The sequence below is a fragment of the Frondihabitans sp. VKM Ac-2883 genome, from assembly GCF_015350875.1.
Taxonomy (GTDB): domain Bacteria; phylum Actinomycetota; class Actinomycetes; order Actinomycetales; family Microbacteriaceae; genus Frondihabitans.
The window spans coordinates 144,099-161,818 of record NZ_JADKSF010000004.1 but is presented as its reverse complement, the minus strand read 5'-3'; the positions used below and the strand labels follow the sequence as shown (position 1 = coordinate 161,818).

The 17,720-nt window shown below is 67.1% G+C and carries 16 protein-coding genes; 5 read left to right on the top strand and 11 right to left on the bottom strand.

Going from position 1 to position 17,720, the window contains the following annotated elements; genetic code table 11:
• Positions 1-3 precede the first annotated feature (3 nt).
• Complete coding sequence (locus ITJ49_RS09270; RefSeq protein WP_194604370.1) at positions 4-738, top strand: aminotransferase class IV; 735 nt, start codon at positions 4-6, stop codon at positions 736-738.
• Positions 739-935: 197 nt separating this feature from the next.
• Here the strand turns inward: ITJ49_RS09270 and cydC are convergent, their stop codons facing one another.
• From cydC to ITJ49_RS09225, 9 genes are all read right to left on the bottom strand, one after another.
• Positions 936-2,627, bottom strand: coding sequence for a thiol reductant ABC exporter subunit CydC (cydC, locus tag ITJ49_RS09265; RefSeq protein WP_194604365.1), 1,692 nt, complete (start codon positions 2,625-2,627; stop codon positions 936-938).
• On the bottom strand, positions 2,624-4,303 hold the full coding sequence (cydD, locus tag ITJ49_RS09260) for a thiol reductant ABC exporter subunit CydD (RefSeq protein WP_194604362.1): 1,680 nt from the start codon (positions 4,301-4,303) through the stop codon (positions 2,624-2,626). The genes cydC and cydD overlap by 4 nt, the downstream gene beginning before the upstream one ends.
• 10 nt (positions 4,304-4,313) lie before the next feature.
• Positions 4,314-5,318: a cytochrome d ubiquinol oxidase subunit II gene (gene cydB / locus ITJ49_RS09255; RefSeq protein WP_194604358.1), complete on the bottom strand. Its 1,005-nt coding sequence runs from the start codon at positions 5,316-5,318 to the stop codon at positions 4,314-4,316.
• The gene (locus ITJ49_RS09250; RefSeq protein WP_194604354.1) at positions 5,318-6,730 is read right to left on the bottom strand and encodes a cytochrome ubiquinol oxidase subunit I; all 1,413 of its coding nucleotides are present in this window, start codon (positions 6,728-6,730) and stop codon (positions 5,318-5,320) included. Before ITJ49_RS09250 ends, cydB begins: the two co-directional genes overlap by 1 nt.
• 259 nt (positions 6,731-6,989) lie before the next feature.
• Entirely contained in the window at positions 6,990-7,916 is a 927-nt protein-coding gene (locus ITJ49_RS09245; RefSeq protein WP_194604350.1) for an ABC transporter substrate-binding protein, read from the bottom strand.
• Positions 7,916-8,662, bottom strand: a complete 747-nt coding sequence (locus tag ITJ49_RS09240; protein ID WP_194604347.1) for an ABC transporter permease — start codon at positions 8,660-8,662, stop codon at positions 7,916-7,918. The genes ITJ49_RS09245 and ITJ49_RS09240 overlap by 1 nt, the downstream gene beginning before the upstream one ends.
• On the bottom strand, positions 8,659-9,339 hold the full coding sequence (locus ITJ49_RS09235; RefSeq protein WP_194604343.1) for an ABC transporter permease subunit: 681 nt from the start codon (positions 9,337-9,339) through the stop codon (positions 8,659-8,661). The genes ITJ49_RS09240 and ITJ49_RS09235 overlap by 4 nt, the downstream gene beginning before the upstream one ends.
• Positions 9,336-10,178: an ABC transporter ATP-binding protein gene (locus ITJ49_RS09230; RefSeq protein ID WP_194604339.1), complete on the bottom strand. Its 843-nt coding sequence runs from the start codon at positions 10,176-10,178 to the stop codon at positions 9,336-9,338. The genes ITJ49_RS09235 and ITJ49_RS09230 overlap by 4 nt, the downstream gene beginning before the upstream one ends.
• Positions 10,179-10,321: 143 nt before the next feature.
• Positions 10,322-10,966 carry a TetR/AcrR family transcriptional regulator gene (locus tag ITJ49_RS09225; protein ID WP_194604335.1) on the bottom strand — a complete coding sequence of 215 codons (645 nt, stop codon included), beginning with the start codon at positions 10,964-10,966 and terminating at the stop codon, positions 10,322-10,324.
• Between the two features lie 64 nt (positions 10,967-11,030).
• On the opposite strand from ITJ49_RS09225, the gene ITJ49_RS09220 reads away from it, so the two are divergent.
• Complete coding sequence (locus ITJ49_RS09220; protein WP_194604333.1) at positions 11,031-11,747, top strand: SOS response-associated peptidase; 717 nt, start codon at positions 11,031-11,033, stop codon at positions 11,745-11,747.
• 190 nt (positions 11,748-11,937) lie between these two features.
• A complete protein-coding gene (locus ITJ49_RS09215; RefSeq protein WP_194604857.1) occupies positions 11,938-12,945 on the top strand; it encodes an App1 family protein in 1,008 nt (335 codons plus the stop codon).
• 4 nt (positions 12,946-12,949) lie between these two features.
• Here ITJ49_RS09215 and ITJ49_RS09210 read toward each other — a convergent pair whose 3' ends face one another.
• Positions 12,950-13,702 carry an SDR family oxidoreductase gene (locus tag ITJ49_RS09210; RefSeq protein ID WP_123944180.1) on the bottom strand — a complete coding sequence of 251 codons (753 nt, stop codon included), beginning with the start codon at positions 13,700-13,702 and terminating at the stop codon, positions 12,950-12,952.
• Positions 13,703-13,863: 161 nt separating this feature from the next.
• Between ITJ49_RS09210 and ITJ49_RS09205 the strand changes: the two genes are divergently transcribed.
• Positions 13,864-14,190: a DUF6504 family protein gene (locus tag ITJ49_RS09205; protein WP_055958420.1), complete on the top strand. Its 327-nt coding sequence runs from the start codon at positions 13,864-13,866 to the stop codon at positions 14,188-14,190.
• A gap of 50 nt (positions 14,191-14,240) precedes the next feature.
• Entirely contained in the window at positions 14,241-16,088 is a 1,848-nt protein-coding gene (locus ITJ49_RS09200; RefSeq protein ID WP_194604329.1) for a glycoside hydrolase family 15 protein, read from the top strand.
• 108 nt (positions 16,089-16,196) lie between these two features.
• Here ITJ49_RS09200 and ITJ49_RS09195 read toward each other — a convergent pair whose 3' ends face one another.
• On the bottom strand, positions 16,197-17,573 hold the full coding sequence (locus ITJ49_RS09195) for a glucose-6-phosphate dehydrogenase (RefSeq protein WP_194604326.1): 1,377 nt from the start codon (positions 17,571-17,573) through the stop codon (positions 16,197-16,199).
• Positions 17,574-17,720 lie beyond the last annotated feature (147 nt).

Genomic DNA, 17,720 nt, shown 5'->3' with positions numbered 1-17,720 from the left:
TGTATGAAACCCGGCGCGGCGCGAACTCTGGTGGTCGACTCGTTCCTGGTTGACGGCGGGCGAATTCTCGCCGCGGCGGCCCACCGGTCGCGGTTCGTCACGTCGGTGGCCGAGCACGATGCCGATGTCGCCGAGGAGGGGGGTTCGTTCTGGGACGACTCGGTCGCCGCTGTGCCGTCGGACGGTCGCTGGTTTCCGCGCATCTCGTGGGGCCTGCCGGAGGGGAGCTCGGCGCCGACCTTCGAGGTGTCACCGCGCCCGGCGCCCACCGGGTCGGAGTCGCTCGTGCTTGCGACCGCGTCCGGCGACCCGCGCACGACGCCGCTCGTAAAGGGGCCCGACCTCGCACGCTTAGACGCCCTCCGGTCGGCAGCATCCCGCGCTGGAGCGGACGAGGCGGTGATCCTCTCCCCCGATGGGCTGGTCGTCGAGGGCAACTACTCGTCGATCGTCTGGTGGCGCGGCGATTCGCTCTGCATTGTCGACGAGTCGCTCGCACGCCTGCCGAGCATCACCGAGAGCGCCCTGGTGACCCTGGCGACAGCACTCGGGGTCGAGATCGTTCCCGAGCTGGTCGAGCCCTCCGACCTGGAGGGCCACGAGGTGTGGTCGCTTGCGTCGCTGCACGGGCCGCGGATCGCGACGAAGTGGGTGGGCGGCCCGGCGCTGGCCGCTCAGCCCGGGCGGCTGCGGGCGTGGCGTGCCCGGTTGGACGCGCTCAGGCGCCCGGTGGCCTAGCGGCCGCGCGACGCCGAGTGCCGCTGTATGCCGTGCGGCGCGCCCTCGGGCCGGCATTCGGCGACACTCGCGATAGGTGGCTCGCGGCCCCAGCTCAGGTTCAGGTGCCGAGTGCCGCCAAATGCCGCGCTGCACGCCCACGGGGCATCATTCGGCGACACTCGAAGCCCGCGGCCCTGCACTCCCGAACGGCGCAATTACGCCAAATGACCACCAGCCAACCGCACCCGCCGCGTCACGAGAGACGCTGCCACCGGCACGTGCGAGATCAGGATCACGGTGGTGCCGTCGGCAGCCGCGGCTGTCAGAAGGTCGCGCAGGAGCTCGTCGGCGACAGCGGGGTCGACCCCCGCCGCGGGCTCGTCGAGCACCAGGATCGGGAAACCGCGGAGCAGGGCCCTGGCCAGCGAGATCCGCTGGGCCTGACCGCCCGAGACCAGCTCGCCCCGTTCGCCGAGTCGCGCCGTCAACCCGCCGCGCTCTCGAAGCCATTCGCCGAGCCCCACCCGCTCGAGCACCGCGGTGAGCTCGTCGTCGGTTGCCGTGTCGCGCGCGAACAGGAGATTCTGCCGGACGTTCTCATCGAAGAGGTACGGCGTCTGCTCGATTAGCCCTACGGTCGCACGCACGTCAGCGGCGCGGAGTTCGGCGTCGGCCACTCCCCCGACCCGGTACGAGCCCGAGTGGTCGAGAAAGCGCACCAGCACCTGCGCGAGGGTCGTCTTGCCGGCACCGCTCGGCCCTTCGATGAGCACGCGATCACCGACCGCCACCTCGAGAGTGACGTCGGAGAGAGCCGGCGACGACGACGCACCGGGGTCGGGTTCAGGCCAGGACGCGACCACTCCTGCAAGCGTCAGCGCTGGCGATCCCACAGGCCCGAGCTCCACGGCCAGGCCGGCGGGAGCGTCGTCGGGCTCGTCGTCGATCACCACACCGACCGGGGAGCTCGACGGGGCGGCCTCGTCGACCCGGCGGGAGCTTGCGGCGACCTTCCGCCAGGCGAGCACGGCGACGGGCACGGCTCCAATGACCTCGAAGACGGCCAGCGGCACGAGCGCGACGAGAGCGAATTCGGGGCCGGTGAGACCATGGCCAAGCGAGGGCGCGGCGGCGAGGATCGAGAACAACACCGCGGCACCCGAGACGAGGGCGATCAGCCCGGCGACGATGCCAGCGCTCGAAGCCCGTCGCAACGACGCGCTGCGAAGATCGGCGTCCAGGGCGTCGACCCGATCGAGCTGACCGTCGATCGCCCCGAAGGCGATCAAGACATCGAGATTCTGGACGGTGTCGAGCACAGCCGCCGACAGGGCACCGCGACGCTCGGCCAGATCGACCTCCGACGTTCGCGCGAGCCAGGAGGCGAGAAGGCAACCCACGACGAACGCCACGAGGAGGCCGACGAGCAGCACGAGCCCCGCCCGGGGCGCGACGATGAACACCGCGACGACCGCCGCGAGCGCCGAGACACCCGAGATGACGAGAGGCTGCACGACCCGTAACGGCAGATCTTGTAGCGCGTCGACGTCGCTCACGACCCGGCTGAGCAGATCACCGCGATCCGTCCGGCCGAGGCCGGCGGGGGCGATCCGCACGAGCCGCCGGTAGAGGCCCGTCCGCACCACGGCGAGCTGGCGGAACGCGGCATCGTGGCTCGCAACGCGCTCGAGGTAGCGGAAGACCGCTCGAGTCAGCGCGAAGAGTCGCACCGACACGATGGCGATCGACAGGTAGAGGATCGGAGGCTGTTCGGCGGCGCGGGTGATGAGGTAGGCGCTCATCGCGAGGAGCGCAACACCGCTGAGGGCGCTCAGCACCCCCGCGGCGAGGCCCGGCCAGCTGCGGCGGAGCGACGGCTGTGCGGTTCGAAGGATCGAATTCGTCATGCCGTCACCTCTCGAACGGGAGCCTCAGCACGAGGAACCAGGCCCGAGGGCATCAGCGTCAAGGCGACATCGGCGGCCTCGGCGACCGCGGGGCGGTGTGTCACGACGAGCACGGCCACGCCGGTCGCGGCAATGACCCGCAGCCCGGTGACGAGCACGGCCTCGGACTCGGCGTCGAGAGCCGACGTCGGTTCGTCGACGAGCAGCAGCCGGCACCCGCGGCGGCGCACCCGATAGATGGCTCGAGCGAGCGCAACCCGCTGGGACTGGCCACCCGAGAGCCCTGTTCCGCCGGCCCCGAGGAGCGATTCGGCCTCGATGTCGCCCACTCCGGCGGTCTCAAGAGCCTCTCTGACCGCGAGAAGGTCGACACGGTCGCCGAGCGCGACGTTCGAGGCGATCGTGCCGGCCGACAGCGCCGGACGCTGACCCGACCAGGCGATGTCGGTCGCGAGCGGTGCACGGTCGGCCGTGTGCCAGCGCACCGTACCCTCGTGCGGCGCTGTTCCGAGGAGGGCGGCGAGCAGTGTCGACTTGCCGACCCCGCTGGATCCTGAGATCGACGTCACGAGACCGACCGGAAGGTCGAGATCGACCGGGTCGAAGACGCGCCGCCCATCGAAGGCCACGCTGAGCGCCCGTACCTTTAACACGTCGGCGTGCCCGACCGGTTCAGAAGACGAAGGATCCGCGGAGCCGCCCGAAGCTCTCGCCGGAGCCGCACCGACCTCCTGGTCGAGCACCCCGAACACCTCGTCGGCAGCGGCCACACCGTCGGCTGCCGCGTGGTAGTTCGCCCCGACCTGGCGCAGCGGCAGATAGGCCTCGGGGGTGAGGAGCAGCAGGAACAGGCCGACCGGCAGCTCGATCGACCCGGAGACGAGCCGGAGCCCGATGGCGACCGCGACCAGAGCGACCGAGAGCGAGGCGGCCATCTCGAGGGCGAACCCGGAGAGGAACGACACCCGCAAGACCTTCATCGTCTCGGTGCGGTACTCGTCGGTGAGGGCGCCGATCCGTCGCACCTGTCTCCGGTCGCGACCGAAGACCTTCAGTGTCGAGAGGCCCCCGACCGCGTCGAGGAACGCCGTGGCGAGGCCGGCCAGGCGCTCCCACTGGCGGGCCTGGGCGGAGCGGGTCGTCCAGCCGATCAAGATCATGAAGACCGGGATCAGCGGTAGAGTCACGACGACGATGATGCCGGTGAGGGCGTCCTGGGTGAAGAGGACGACTACGAGCAGCGGGGTCGCCAGCGCCGTCAAGATCAGCTGCGGCAGATATTTGGCGAAATACTCGTCGAGTGCGTCGAGACCCGGCCCCACCAGGGTGGCGAGTCGGGCCGATCCGTGAGCGGCCACCCACGCGCGACCCTGACCGGCGATTACCGCGACGAGTCGCGACCGCAGCTGGCTCTTGACGCGAACGGCCGTTCGCGCAGACAGGGCCTCCAGTCCCCACAGCAGCGCCGAACGAACGACTAGGGTCGCCCCGAGCCCGAAGAGAAGCGGCGGCAGCTCACCCGAACGCCCCGCAACGACCGCGACGACCGCCTGCGAGACGAACCAGGCGAAGGCGACGGTCGCGGCCGTCTGCACCACGCCGAGGGCCGCACCCGCCACCAGGAACGAGCGGACGGACGAGGTGTAGCGCAGCAGGCGCGGATCGAGGGGCTTCACGGCGCGACCGTCAGTGCGCCGACGCGGTGATGAGCGAACGGGTGACGCGCTTGCGGAAGATCCAATACGTGAACCCCTGGTAGCCGAGGATCAGCGGCACGAAGATCAACGAGATCCAGCTCATGATCGACAGGGTGTACTCGCCGCTCGACGAGTTCACGATCGTCATCGTGTTGGCCGGGTCGTTCGTCGCCACGAGCACGTTCGGAAAGAGGGCGGCGAACAGGCTCGCGACCGTCACAGCGATCGTCGCCGCCATGAAGGCGAACGAGACCCCCTCGCGGCCGCGGAGGTTCGCGACGAACGAGGTGACGAGGGTGACGACCGCGACACCGGAGAGGGCGATCGAAAGTGGGCGACCGTGAGCGAGGCTGGTGGCGAGGAGGAACCCGCCGGCCACGACGATGGTGGCGACACCGACGCGGGTGGCCAGGTGGCGCGCCCGGATCCTGATCTCACCATCGGTCTTGAGCGACACGAAGATGAGCCCGTGCGTGAAGAACAGCAGCAGGGTGGCCAGGCCGCCGACGACCGAGTACCAGTTAAAGAGGTCGGCGAAGGATCCGATGTAGTCGAAGTTCGCATCGAGCGCGAGGCCGCGGACGATGTTGGCGAAGACGACACCCCAGAGGAACGCTGGCACCACAGAACCGATGAAGATCATCCGGTCGAAGTTGCGCTTCCACTTGTGGTCGGGCCGCTGGTGCCGGTATTCGAACGAGACTCCGCGCAGGATCAGGGCGAGCAGGATCATGAGCATGATCAAGTAGAAGCCGCTGAACACGGTCGCGTACCACTCGGGGAACGCCGCGAAGAGGGCGGCGCCGGCGACGATCACCCAGGTCTCGTTGAGATCCCACACGGGGCCGATGGTGTTGATGAGCACGCGGCGGTCGGTGTCGTCGCGGCCGAGGAACGGCAGCGACATTCCGACGCCGAAGTCGAAGCCGTCGAGCACGAAGTACCCCGTGAAGAACAGGCCGATCAGCAGGAACCAGATGTCGGGGAGACTCATCAATAGACCGTCGCTTCGTGCATCAGCTTGCCGGTGGTCTCGTCGACCTTGGTCGGGGCGTCGGGCCCCTTCTGTGCCGCCTTCAGAATGAGGCGGAACTCGACGACCATGAGCGTCCCGTAGATCGCGGTGAAGGCGAGCAGCGAGATCAGCACCTCGACGCCGGTGGTGCCGGGCGAGACGCCGTCACTCGTCTTGAGCAACCCGAAGACGAGCCAGGGCTGTCGACCCATCTCGGTGAAGATCCAGCCGATCACCATGGCGGCGAGCGGGAGCGGGAAGCTCCAGGTCGCTGCGCGCCAAACCCACTTGTTCTGCGGCATGCAACCCTTGCGGGTGATCCAGAGGCCCACGGCCGCGATCATGATCGCGACGATGCCGAGGGCGATCATCCAGCGGAAGGCCCAGTAGGTCACCCAGATGATCGGCGTGTAGTCGCCCGGGCCGTAAGCCGAGACGTACTGCGCCTGGAGGTTGTTGATGCCCTCGACCGTACCGGTGAACGTGTGCGTCGACAGGAACGACAGCAGGTACGGGATGCGGATGCTGAAGAGCTCGCTCACACCGTCGGGAGTACCGAGAGTGAAGACCGAGAACGACGCATCGAAGCCGGTCGACGTCTTGTAGAGCGCCTCGGCCGCAGCCATCTTCATCGGCTGAGTCTCGACCATGGCGAGGCCGAGCTGATCGCCCGAGAGCACGGTGAGGGCGCCCGCGGCGAGCATCATCCACATGCCGAACCGTAGGGCCGGGCGCATGGTCTCGAGGTGCTGGTTGCGGTGCAGGTGCCAAGCGGCGACCGAAATGATGACGGCGGCCGAGACCATGAAGCAGGCGAAGAGCGTGTGCGGGAACGCCGCCAGGGCGACCTTGTTGGTCAGCACCTCCCAGAGGCTCGTGAGCTCGGCACGCCCCTTCTCTTCGTTGATGGCGTAGCCGACCGGGTGCTGCATGAACGAGTTGGCGCAGATGATGAAGTAGGCCGACGCGATGCTGCCGATGGTCGCACCCCAGATCGAGGTGAGGTGCAGGCCCTTGGGCACGCGGTCCCATCCGAAGATCCAGACGCCGAGGAACGTCGCCTCGAGGAAGAACGCGAGGAGGCCCTCGAGGGCGAGCGGAGCGCCGAACACGTCGCCGACGAAGCGGGAGTATTCCGACCAGTTCATGCCGAACTGGAACTCCTGCACGATTCCGGTCACGACGCCCATGGCGAAGTTGATCAAAAAGATGCGGCCGAAGAACTTCGTCAGCTGGAGGTAGTGGGCACGGCCCGTGCGGTACCAGGCGGTCTGGAAGACGGCGACGGTGAAGCCCATGCCGATCGTGAGAGGCACGAACAAGAAGTGGTAGATGGTCGTGAGGCCGAACTGCCATCTCGAAAGAAGGAGCGGATCGAGTAGCTCGTTCATGTGGTGCTCACCGGGTGGTTCACGGGTGCCTCTTGTCATTCCGAGGGGTGGTCGTCTCGTCGTTGCGACTTCCTGGGGACACTTAAACCCTAGGAGTCAGGCGGGCCCCAATCGGACCGTCTCACCTGCGAAAAGCCTGATCACGCCGGGGAACGCTCGATCCCGAGAGACTGCTGTCACGAGCGCGCATGGCATAAAAGAAGGGCCGCCGTTCGAGTGCCTCTGACTCGAACGACGGCTCTTCCGGGGTGCTGCGACTTTACTTGACGAGCCCGGAATCGCTCAGGAACTTCTTCGCGATGACGGCGGCCGACGACTTGTCGTCGACGCTCGTGGTGTTGAGGTCGATCAGCGTGGCCTGCGTGAGCTTCGCGTTGACGTCCTCGATGATGCCGGCAGCCTTCGAGTCGACCTTGTCGTCGACCACGGGAATCACGTGCTGCGGCAGGATCATGTTCTCGGGATCTTCGAGGCTGACGAAGTCGTTCGCCTTGATCGCCGGGCTGGCCGAGTAGATGTCGGCGAGCTGGACCTGACCGTTCTTCAGCGCGGCGACGGTGTTCGCTCCGCCGGAGTCGCTGATGGTCTTGAGGGTCGCCGTCGCGCCGTAGACCGACTTGAGGCCGGTGATGCCGTACGGACGGGTCTGGAACTCGGCGTTCGCTCCGACGACGAGCTTGCCCGAGTAGTCCTTCAGGTCGGCGAGGCTCGTGATCGAGTTGTCTTCCGAGAACTTCTTGGTGACGGTGTACGTGTCTTGGTCGGTCGCCTCGGCGGCCTTGAGGATCCGCAATCCGTCCGGCAGTGCATCCGGCAGAGCAGCGACGATGTCGTCCTCGCTCTTCGCGGTGGTCTTGGCGTCGTAGTACTGCAGCAGGCTTCCGCTGTAGTCGGCCATGACGTCGATCGTGCCCTTTTCGAGCTCGGGCAGGTAGACGTTGCGCTGACCGATGTTGAACTGGCGGTCGACCTTGAACCCGGCGTTCTCGAGCGCCTGGGCGTACGCCTCGGCGACGATCTCGTTCGAGTAGTACTGCTGCGAGCCGATCACGATCGTGTCACCGGACGCCGTGGCATCCGATCCCGACTTGAGCGGGTCGCTTGACGAGCACCCTGCCAGGGCGACCATAGCCCCGATCGCGACTGCGCCCACTAGGGCGAGCCGGCCTTTCTTCGCTGTGAACATCACTTGCTTCCTTCCTGGAGTGGGGATCCCACTACCGCGCGGGAACGGGTTGCTCCCGGGCGGTCGTTTTGAGTGCGTCCTGCGCGGACACCCGCGGGGACGACGAGGCGCTGGATGATCGAGAAGACGATCTCCAGGACGATGGCGAGCACGAGCACGAGGATCGCGCCGACGAGGATTGTGGAGAAGTCGTTGTTGCCGAGGCCGAGGAAAATGAAGACCCCGAGGCCGCCAGCACCGACATAGTTGGCGAGGGTGGCCGTCGCCACGATCTGCAGTGTTGCGGAGCGGAGGCCGCCGATGATGAGTGGGAGTCCGAGAGGCACCTCGACCTGTCGAAGGATCTGCCACTCGGTCATGCCCATCGCGCGCGCCGCGTCGATCGTCTTGCGGTCGACCGCTTCGAGGCCCGAGTAGGCCCCTGCGAGAATCGACGGGATAGCCAGGATCACAAACGAGATGAGCGGTGCGCGGAGACCGATGCCGAGAAGAACTGCCAGAAGCGTGATAACACCGAAGGTCGGTAGGGCACGCGCACCACCCGAGATGAGCACCGCGGCTGAGCGTCCGCGTCCGGTGTGACCGATGGCGAGACCGATCGGAATGGCGATGACCGCCGAGATGACGAGGGCCACGAGCGTGTACCAGAGGTGCTCGGCGAGGCGGTCGCCGATCGGGTTTGGCGCAACCTCCGACCAGTTGGCCGGATCGACGATGAACGAGAAGGCACTGCTGAAGAAGTTCATGCGGTGGCCATCATCCGTCGGGCGGCACGGCGAGTCGGAGCCGCGGCGGCACGCGACCACGGCATGAGGAGGCGTCCGAGGAGCACGAGCAGACTGTCGAGGATCAGTGCCAGGGCAACCGTCAAGACGATACCGGCGACGATTTCGGCAATGATGCCGCGCTGCAGCCCGTCAGTGAAGAGAAGGCCCAGCCCGTTGATGCCGAGCACTCCCCCGACGGTCACCAGACTGACGGTGCTCACGACGACCACGCGCATCCCGGCCAAGAGCACGGGGCCGGCGAGGGGAAATTCGACGGAGAAGAAGCGACCGAGGCCGCTGAATCCCATGGCTGTGGCCGACTGCCGAACATCGGGCTCGACCGCGTCGAGCGCATCGGCGGTCGAACGCACCATGAGCGCCATGCCGTAGAGGGTCAGAGCGATCACGACGTTGACCGGGCTGCGGAGCCCGAGGCCGACGACGACGCTGAGGACGATCAACAACGGCAGTGACGGGATGGCGTAGAGCAGACCGGCGACTGTGAGGAGCGGCCCGCGAAAGAGTCGGTAACGGTTCGCCAGCCACCCGAGCGGCACACTCAATACGAACGACAGGATGATGGGAGGGATGCTCAGCTGGAGGTGCGCCCACGCCGAGTCGGCGAGGTAAGGAAGGTTCTCGAGCACCCACTTCACGACAAAGGCCGATCCGCCACGGGAACTCGGCCGGTCAGCGTGCCCGCAGGGCGACCGTCGGCATCGACGACGATCGAGCCCGAGGCCGTCTCCTCGATGTGCAGCGCCCGCTTTCCGCGGTTCGCCCCGACGAAATCCGCCACGAAGTCGTCGGCCGGGTTCGCGAGGATCTCGGAGGGAGAGCCGACTTGAGCGATGTGGCCGCCCTTCTTGAGGATCACGACCTGGTCGCCCAGGTAGAAGGCCTCGTCGATGTCGTGGGTGACAAAGACGACCGTCTTGTCGAGGTCGCGCTGGAGGCGGATCAGTTCCTCCTGGAGGTCGGAGCGAACCAGAGGATCCACGGCGCCGAACGGCTCATCCATCAGCAGGATGTTCGGGTCGACGGCAAGACCCCGCGCGACGCCGACCCGCTGCTGCTGGCCGCCCGAGAGCTGGCTCGGGTAGCGGTCGGCAAACGCGCGATCGAGACCGACGGTGTCCATGAGCTCGAGTGCCCGGATCCTTGCTTCGGCCTTCTTGACGCCCTTGAGGAGCGGCACCGTTGCGATGTTGTCGACCACCTTGCGGTGCGGAAGCAGCCCGGAGTTCTGCATGACGTAGCCGATGCTGCGCCGGAGACCCACCGGCTCGAGGCCGCCGATGTCGTCGCCGTCGATCTGAATGGACCCCGAGGTGGGATCCACCATTCGGTTGATCATTCGGAGGATCGTGGTCTTACCGCACCCGCTGGAACCGACGAAGACCGTCGTCTTGCGGGAGGGGATCACGAGGCTGAAGTCTTCGACGGCACGAGTTCCGTCGGGATACTGCTTGGTTACCGAGCGGAACTCGATCATGGGCGACCCTTCTCGCTGGACATGGCATCGATGGACAGTTTCTTCGGGCACCTTCTTGGTGGGCACCACAAATCGACACACGCCAGGTCGTCACACTGAACCACAGTTGCGGTGGCAGTGTTACGAGGCCGTCATAAATCGCCTCAGACCGAAGCGATGCGCTCCAGATATGCCGCCACGACTTCCCGGCTCTCGTCGATGAAACGCGAGTCGCCCTGAGGATCGTGCAGAAACGCGCGGGCGACGAGCGACGTCGACAACTCGGTCGCCACCTCGATCGCGAACTCGAGGTCGGCGGTGCGTTCGAGAGAGAAGATCTCGACGAGGTGAGACGTCAGTTGATCGGAAAGCGATCGACGCGCGTCGGCATCGCCCGAGCGGTCGGCCGTCTCGGTCTCGCTGAAGCGGATCGCGCGGAAGCCCGGCTCACTGCGGTACATCTCGACCTGGGCCGTGATGGCGAGGTCGAGGGCGGAATGCCAGTCGGCCGAATCCGCCTCGCCGATCGCTGCCCCGAGCCGCTCGAGCAGGCGCGCGATGCTGCGCGCCGCCAGCGCCTCGACGACGGCGATACGGTCGGGAAAGTAGCGGTAGACCGTGCCGATGGAGGCTCCGGCCCGCTCGGCGACCATGGCCGTGGTCAGTCGCTCGAAGCCGATCTCGTCGATGATGCCGGCAGCGGCGTCGAGGAGCCCGGTGAGCCGTGCGGAGCTTCTCGCCTGCACGGGCTCGTTCCTGAGCAGTGATGATCCCCCGGGCAGTGCTTCATTGACATCGGTGACGAGCAATGGTTCTCCTTCTTACAAGCGTTGCGACGCCTCGATGTCGTCCACCTACGGTTGACTGGACGTCATGTGCGGAAGAATCGTGATGGCGCGCGCCTCGAGCGACCTAGTGGCGCTCTTCGACGTGGACGTGACGGGAGACACTCTTCCAGAGCCTTCCTGGAATATCGCCCCGACTGCGCAGGTGAGTCTTCTCGTCGACGCGGCACCCCGGGGCGACGATGCGGGAGGGCCGCCGATCCGTCGACTGGCCTCGGCGAAATGGGGCCTCATCCCCTCCTGGGCAGACGACCCTTCGGTAGGGTCACGAGCCTTCAACGCCCGCATCGAGACGGCGGCCGAGAAGCCCACCTTCCGCGACGCGGTCGTGTCAAGGCGCGCCGTGATCCCCGCCTCGGGCTACTACGAGTGGGTACCGCAGGCCGACGGATTGAAGCTCCCCGTGTACGTGAGCCTTCCCGACGACGAACTGATGCTCTTCGGTGCGCTCTACGAGTGGTGGCGCAATCCGGGCGCGGCAGCGAATGACGCCGGTCGCTGGATCCTGAGCACCACGATTTTGACCCGCGAGGCCGTCGGGCCGCTCGCCGAGATCCACGAGCGGATGCCCGTGCTGGTCGACGCCGAGATCATGGAGGACTGGCTCGATCCGCACACCGAGGGCGACGCCGACCTCCTCGAGGGCATCTCGGGCGAAGCCGAGCAGCACGCCTACCGGGTGACCGTGCGAGAGGTGCCGGGCGGGCAGGTCGGCGAGCCGCTGACGAGCGCCGCAGGCGACTGATCGTCGCGGACGGGCGAACCGGCCGGCGTGCCAGAATGATCGAATGCTGGGCTCCCGAAAGTCGCCACCCGCCCGAAAATCCGACTCGACGAGCCGATTCGCCAAGAACCTCGCGCAAACCTCCCTCGGGCAGAGCCCTCTCGGCCAGAGCCAGCTGGCCCAGAACGTCGTCTCGCAGGGCGTCGAGCCGATGCTGCACCGGGCTGCGCGCATGGAAGACACGATCCACGAGTTCCGCGAGCGGAATGCCCGGCGACGCGGCCTGATCCCGACGATCGTCCCGTTCGTCGGCTACGGGGGCGATGGCTGGTTCCGCGTGCTCGGCCGCGTGCTCCTGACGAAAGACGGCGAGAAACGCTCCACCGGGCACACGCACGTGCGCGGGTGGAGGAGCTTCACCAGCGTTCCGATCGACGAGGTCGTCGTCGACGTGGTGGTCGACGGCGTCACCCATCACGCGACCGCCGATCGCGGCGGAGTCGTCGACGCTCGAATCGAAGTGGGATTGCCGCCGGGGTGGAACACCATCACGCTCCGCACCGAGGGCTCCCTCGACGTCTCGGCGGAGATCTTCGTCATCGACCCGTCGGTGCGATTCGGCATGGTGTCCGACATCGACGACACCGTGATGGTAACGGCACTCCCCCGCCCGCTCCTGGCCGCCTGGAACACCTTCGTACTCGACGAGCACGCTCGACGGCCCGTGCCCGGCATGGCCGTCCTCTACGAGCGCCTCCGCGCGACACACGACGGCTGCCCGGTCATCTACCTCTCGACCGGCGCCTGGAACGTGGCTCCGACGCTCTACCGGTTCCTCAGCCGCAACTTCTACCCGCGCGGTCCGCTCCTCCTGACCGACTGGGGTCCGACCCACGACCGCTGGTTCCGATCGGGGCGCCAGCACAAGCAGCAGTCGCTGGCCCGCCTGGCACAGGAGTTCCCCGACATGGAATGGCTGCTCATCGGTGACGACGGGCAGCACGACGAAGATCTCTACGGCGGGTTCCTGCGCGATCATCCGAGCAACGTGGCCGGCGTGGCGATCCGCCAGCTGTCGTCGAGCGAGGCCGTGTTCGCCGGTGGCCGCTCCCGGAGTGAGGAGCGCGAGCGCGCCACCAACGTGCCCTGGATCTATGCGCCCGACGGCGCCGGCATCTGGGATCAGCTGGTCGAGAAGGGGCTCGTCGAGCCGAACTGAGCGCCTAGTGGCTGCCGGCCAGCATCTGCATCACCTGGTCGTAGTTGCCGTTGGCCTCGGAGTAGCGCAGCGGCTTCACGCGCTCGACCATGACCTGCTTCTCGTCCGGTCGCTCGGTGAGGATCGACATGACCTCGTCGAGAAACTCGTCGACCGGCATGGCGCGCCCGCTGTCGTCCTGATCCTGACCGAGCAGGGTCGTGGCAACCGCCGGCGGGACCAGCTCGAGCACCTCGACCGACGTGTCGGCGAGCTGCAGGCGCAGGATGTCGGTGAACGAGGCCACGGCGGCCTTGGTCGCGTTGTACGTCGGAGTGAGGGCGAGCGGCGTGTAGGCGAGGCCCGAGGTGACGGTCATGATCGTGGCGTCCGGTTTGGTCTGCAAGAACTCGGTGAACGCGGCGATCGTGCGGATCGTCCCGAGCAGGTTGGTCGTGATCGTCTTCTCGGCGGTCTCGAGGAACCCGGCCGAGTGCAGGTCTTCCGGCTGCATGATCCCGGCCATGGTGATCACCACATTGAGCTCAGGATCCGACGCGGTCACCTTCGTGAACGCCTCCGCGATCGATGTCGGATCGGCGACGTCGAGCTCGAGGCCGGTGATCCCCGGGTTGCTCGCCTCGATGTCGCGCAGCAGCTCGGCGCGGCGGCCGGCCACGATGACCTTGTTGCCCGCAGCGGCGAATCGCTGGGCGAGCCCCAGGCCGAGTCCCGAGGTGCCGCCGGTGATGAGAATGGTGTTTCCTGTCGTCTTCATGTCTTCACTCTGCTCGGGTCGGCGGGTCTCGGGTAGGGAGCGCTCAGCCGAGGACTCCCGGTCTCTGCTTCCACCACTGTTGCCACCGATGCGGTGGCGCGAATGTCGGTGGCGATTTCTAGAATTCGAACGTATCTTCGAATCAAACGAATGGGGCGCACATGAGAATCGACGAACGAGTACCGGTCGAGACGACCGATGAGGGGCTACCCCTCCGCTTCACCTGGCGCCGCGTCGTCTACGGGGTGGTTAGCTCGCCCGAGTACTGGATCACCCGGCAGGCATGGTGGGCATCGGCGAAACGAGCGCCCCGCGGGGCCGGCGCCGACCTGATCGAGATGCCGGTTTGGCGAGTCGACGCCCTTCCCCTCACCGATGGCGCGCAGAGGGTCGACGGCACGTTCGACCTAGCCCGAGATCCCGTCAGCCACGAGTGGCTGCTGCTTGGTGTCTTCGACGACGAGGTCGATCAGCAGCTGTTCGCCTGACGCCGCCCTGGTTCGACCGATTCGAAGCTCCCGAGTGATTTGATGAGCCCATGCCCCTAGCGATCGAAGACTATGCACTGATCGGCGACTGTCACACCGCCGCCCTGGTCGGCCGAAACGGCAGTATCGACTGGCTGTGCCTCCCCCGGTTCGATTCGGCGTCGATGTTCGCCGCGCTTCTCGGCGACGACGACAACGGTCGCTGGCTGGTAGCGCCGAGCGATGAGGCCGCTACAGCCACCCGCTCGTACGTCGACAGCACGTTCGTGTTGACCACGCGCTGGGTCACCGCGACCGGTGAAGTCGAGGTGACCGACCTGATGCCCTACGGCGACAGGCGCGCCGATGTCATCCGGCGAATCCGCGGCATCCGCGGCACGGTGACGATGCACGAAGACCTCCGCATCCGTTTCGCCTACACGACCGCTGTTCCCTGGATCAGGCAGATCCCCGACTCCGCCGACATCGCCGCTGGCCGGGGCGAGCCCGGCACGACCGCACTGATCGCGATCGCCGGGCCCGACGCCGTCGTCGTCCGCGGCCCCAAGCTCACCGCCTCCGACCACACCCACGAGGCCACCTTCGACGTCTCCGAGGGTGAGACCGTCGATCTGTCGCTGACCTGGTATCCGTCGCACCGCGAGCCGCCCGCTCCGATCGACGTCGGGGCGCGGATCCTCGACACGGTCTCGTGGTGGCAGGAATGGGCTTCCCACTCCGACGCCCCCGCCGTCTACTCCTCCGAGGTGCACCGCTCGCTCCTGCTGCTCCGAGCGCTCACCCACGAAGACACGAACGGTATCGTCGCGGCCGCCACCACGAGCCTGCCCGAGCAGTTCGGCGGGCAGCGCAACTGGGATTACCGCTACGTCTGGCTTCGCGATGCGTCGATGACTCTGCAGGCGCTCATTCTGCACGGCTTCGCCGACGAAGCCACCGGCTGGCGCGACTGGCTTCTGCGCGCTATCGCCGGCGACCCCGCCGACGTGCAGATCATGTACGGGCTGGCGGGCGAGCGCTATCTGGCCGAGACGACCATCGACGAACTGCCGGGCTACCAGGGGGCTGCGCCGGTGCGCATCGGCAACGGCGCCTTCACGCAATATCAGGGCGACGTCTTCGGTGAGGTGATGGTCGCTCTTCACGACGCCCGCGAGCTCGGCGTCGAAGAGGGGGCTGATTCGTGGTCGCTGCAGCGGGCCCTCATGTCGTACGTCGAAGACAACTGGTCGCGGCCCGACAACGGCATCTGGGAGATCCGCGGCGAGGCGCAGCACTTCACGCACTCCCGGGTGATGATCTGGGCGGCACTCGATCGGGCGATCCGCGGCGTGCAGCAGTTCCACCTCGAGGGCCCCGTCGACCGGTGGCTCGAACTCCGCGAGAAGGTGCGCGACGAGATCGAGGAGCACGGCTACGACGCCGAACGCAACTGCTATGTGCAGCACTACGGTTCGAAAGAGGTCGATGCGTCACTGCTGCAGCTCGCGCAGGTCGGTTACGTCGACGCCCACGACCCGCGAATGCTCGGCACGGTCAAGGCCATCGAAGAAGACCTCCTGCACGACGGACTGCTTCTCCGCTACCGCACCGAGTCGGGTGTCGATGGCCTGGCCGGCACCGAAAACCCGTTCCTCGCGTGCTCGTTTTGGCTCGCCGAGCAGTACGGTCGCAGCGGCCGCATCGACGATGCGACCCGGCTGATGGATCGCCTCGTCGGATTCGCCAACGACGTCGGAATGCTCTCCGAAGAGATCGAGGTGGCCACGGGGCGTCACGTCGGCAACACGCCGCAGGCGCTGTCTCACCTGGCCCTCGTGCGCGCGGCCGACGCCATCGACGCCGCGATCGAGCACTCGCGCGGAGGCGACGCCCGACGGCTCGCGAGTCAGGCCTGACCGACCGCGTCCGCAGACGCACGCGCTTGCAAACACGAATCGGCCGAAGCACCGTGGCACGCCACGTCGCTTCGGCCAATTCGCGTCACATCATCAGACGCGCGAGGGTCACGCCTCTTTCGAGGTGGTCCAGCCTTCCGGCCCGGACGAACCCGCGGGGTACTTCTCGAGCGGCACGTCGTCGGCCTGCCACGCGTCGATGACCGGCTGCACGATCGCCCAGCAGCGCTCGGCCACGTCGCCACGGATCGACAGCGTCGGGTCGTCGTGGAAGATGCCCGAGAGCACCTCACCGTAGGGGGTCAGCTCGGGCTTGCCGAGGTCGGTCTTGAAGACCGACTTCTCTAGCGAGAACGGGTTGCCCTGGCCGTTGGTGGTGACGCCGAGCTCGAGGGTCTCGGGGCTGATCTCGATGCGCAGCGTGTCGGGGCTGGAGGCGCCCTTGAGGCCTGCGGGAAGCACCGGCACGGGCTTGAACGTGATCAGCACCTCCTTGCGCACCTTGGTCATGCCCTTGCCGGAGCGCAGGATGAACGGCACGCCGGCCCAGCGACGCGTCTTGATCTCGAACTCGACCTCTGCGAGGGTTTCGGTCTGACGCTCGTTGTCGACTCCGTCTTCGTCGGAGTAGGCGGGAACGTCTTTGCCGTCGATGGTGCCGGCGGAGTACTGGCCACGGCGGCTGGAGGCGACGGGGTCGCCGTCTTTCACCCAGGTGGCGCGGAGGACGCGGGCGATCTCGCTTCGGAGCTCGATCGAGTCGATCGACGACGGGGCGTCCATGGCGATGATCGCCAGCACCTGCAGCAGGTGGCTCTGGATCATGTCGATCAGGGCGCCGGCCTTGTCGTAGTACTGCGCGCGACCCTCGAGGCCGAGGACCTCGTCGTAGAAGATCTCGACCTTCTCGATGTTGTCGCCGTTCCAGACCGGCTCGAAGAGGCGGTTCGCGAAGCGGAGGCCGATGATGTCGAGCACCGTCGAGCGACCGAGGAAGTGGTCGGTGCGGTGGATGCGCTCTTCGGGGATGACCTTGAGGAGCTCCTCGTTCAGGTCGCGGGCGCCCTGCTCATCGCTGCCGAAGGGCTTCTCGAGTGCCAGGCGGAGTCCGTCGGGAACATCGATCTCTTCTAGGGCCTTGATGACCTTGGTCGAGATGGCGGGCGGAAGCGCGAAGTACATGACCGGCGCGCCCTCGGAGGCCGCGAACAGCTTCTTGAGGTGCTCGGGATCGGTCGGGTCGCCCTGGATGTACTCGCTGGAGGCGAGGGTCCGCTTGGCGAGGTCGCTACCGGCGTCGCCGTTGAAGGCCGTCTTGACGACGTCGTCCCACTCCTCGGTCGAGCGCTCGGAGCGGCCCGTCCCGATCAGCTTGACGTCGACGCCGCGGTCGCTCTTGAGCAGGCTCGCGAGACCGGGGAGGAGGAGGCGCTCGGTGAGGTCACCGGAAGCGCCGAGGATGATGAGTGTGCTCGTCTCCGTCATCAGACGGTCTGCTCGGGGCGAGTCGCGGTGCGGGAATTCATGGACGTCCTTTCCGAAGTGAAGCCCGTAGAAACGGGCCATGTGTCTCAACGCGCTCGTCGGGCGAGAATTCCCGGCGGAGGTCGGGTGCGGTCACGGGCGCGAGAG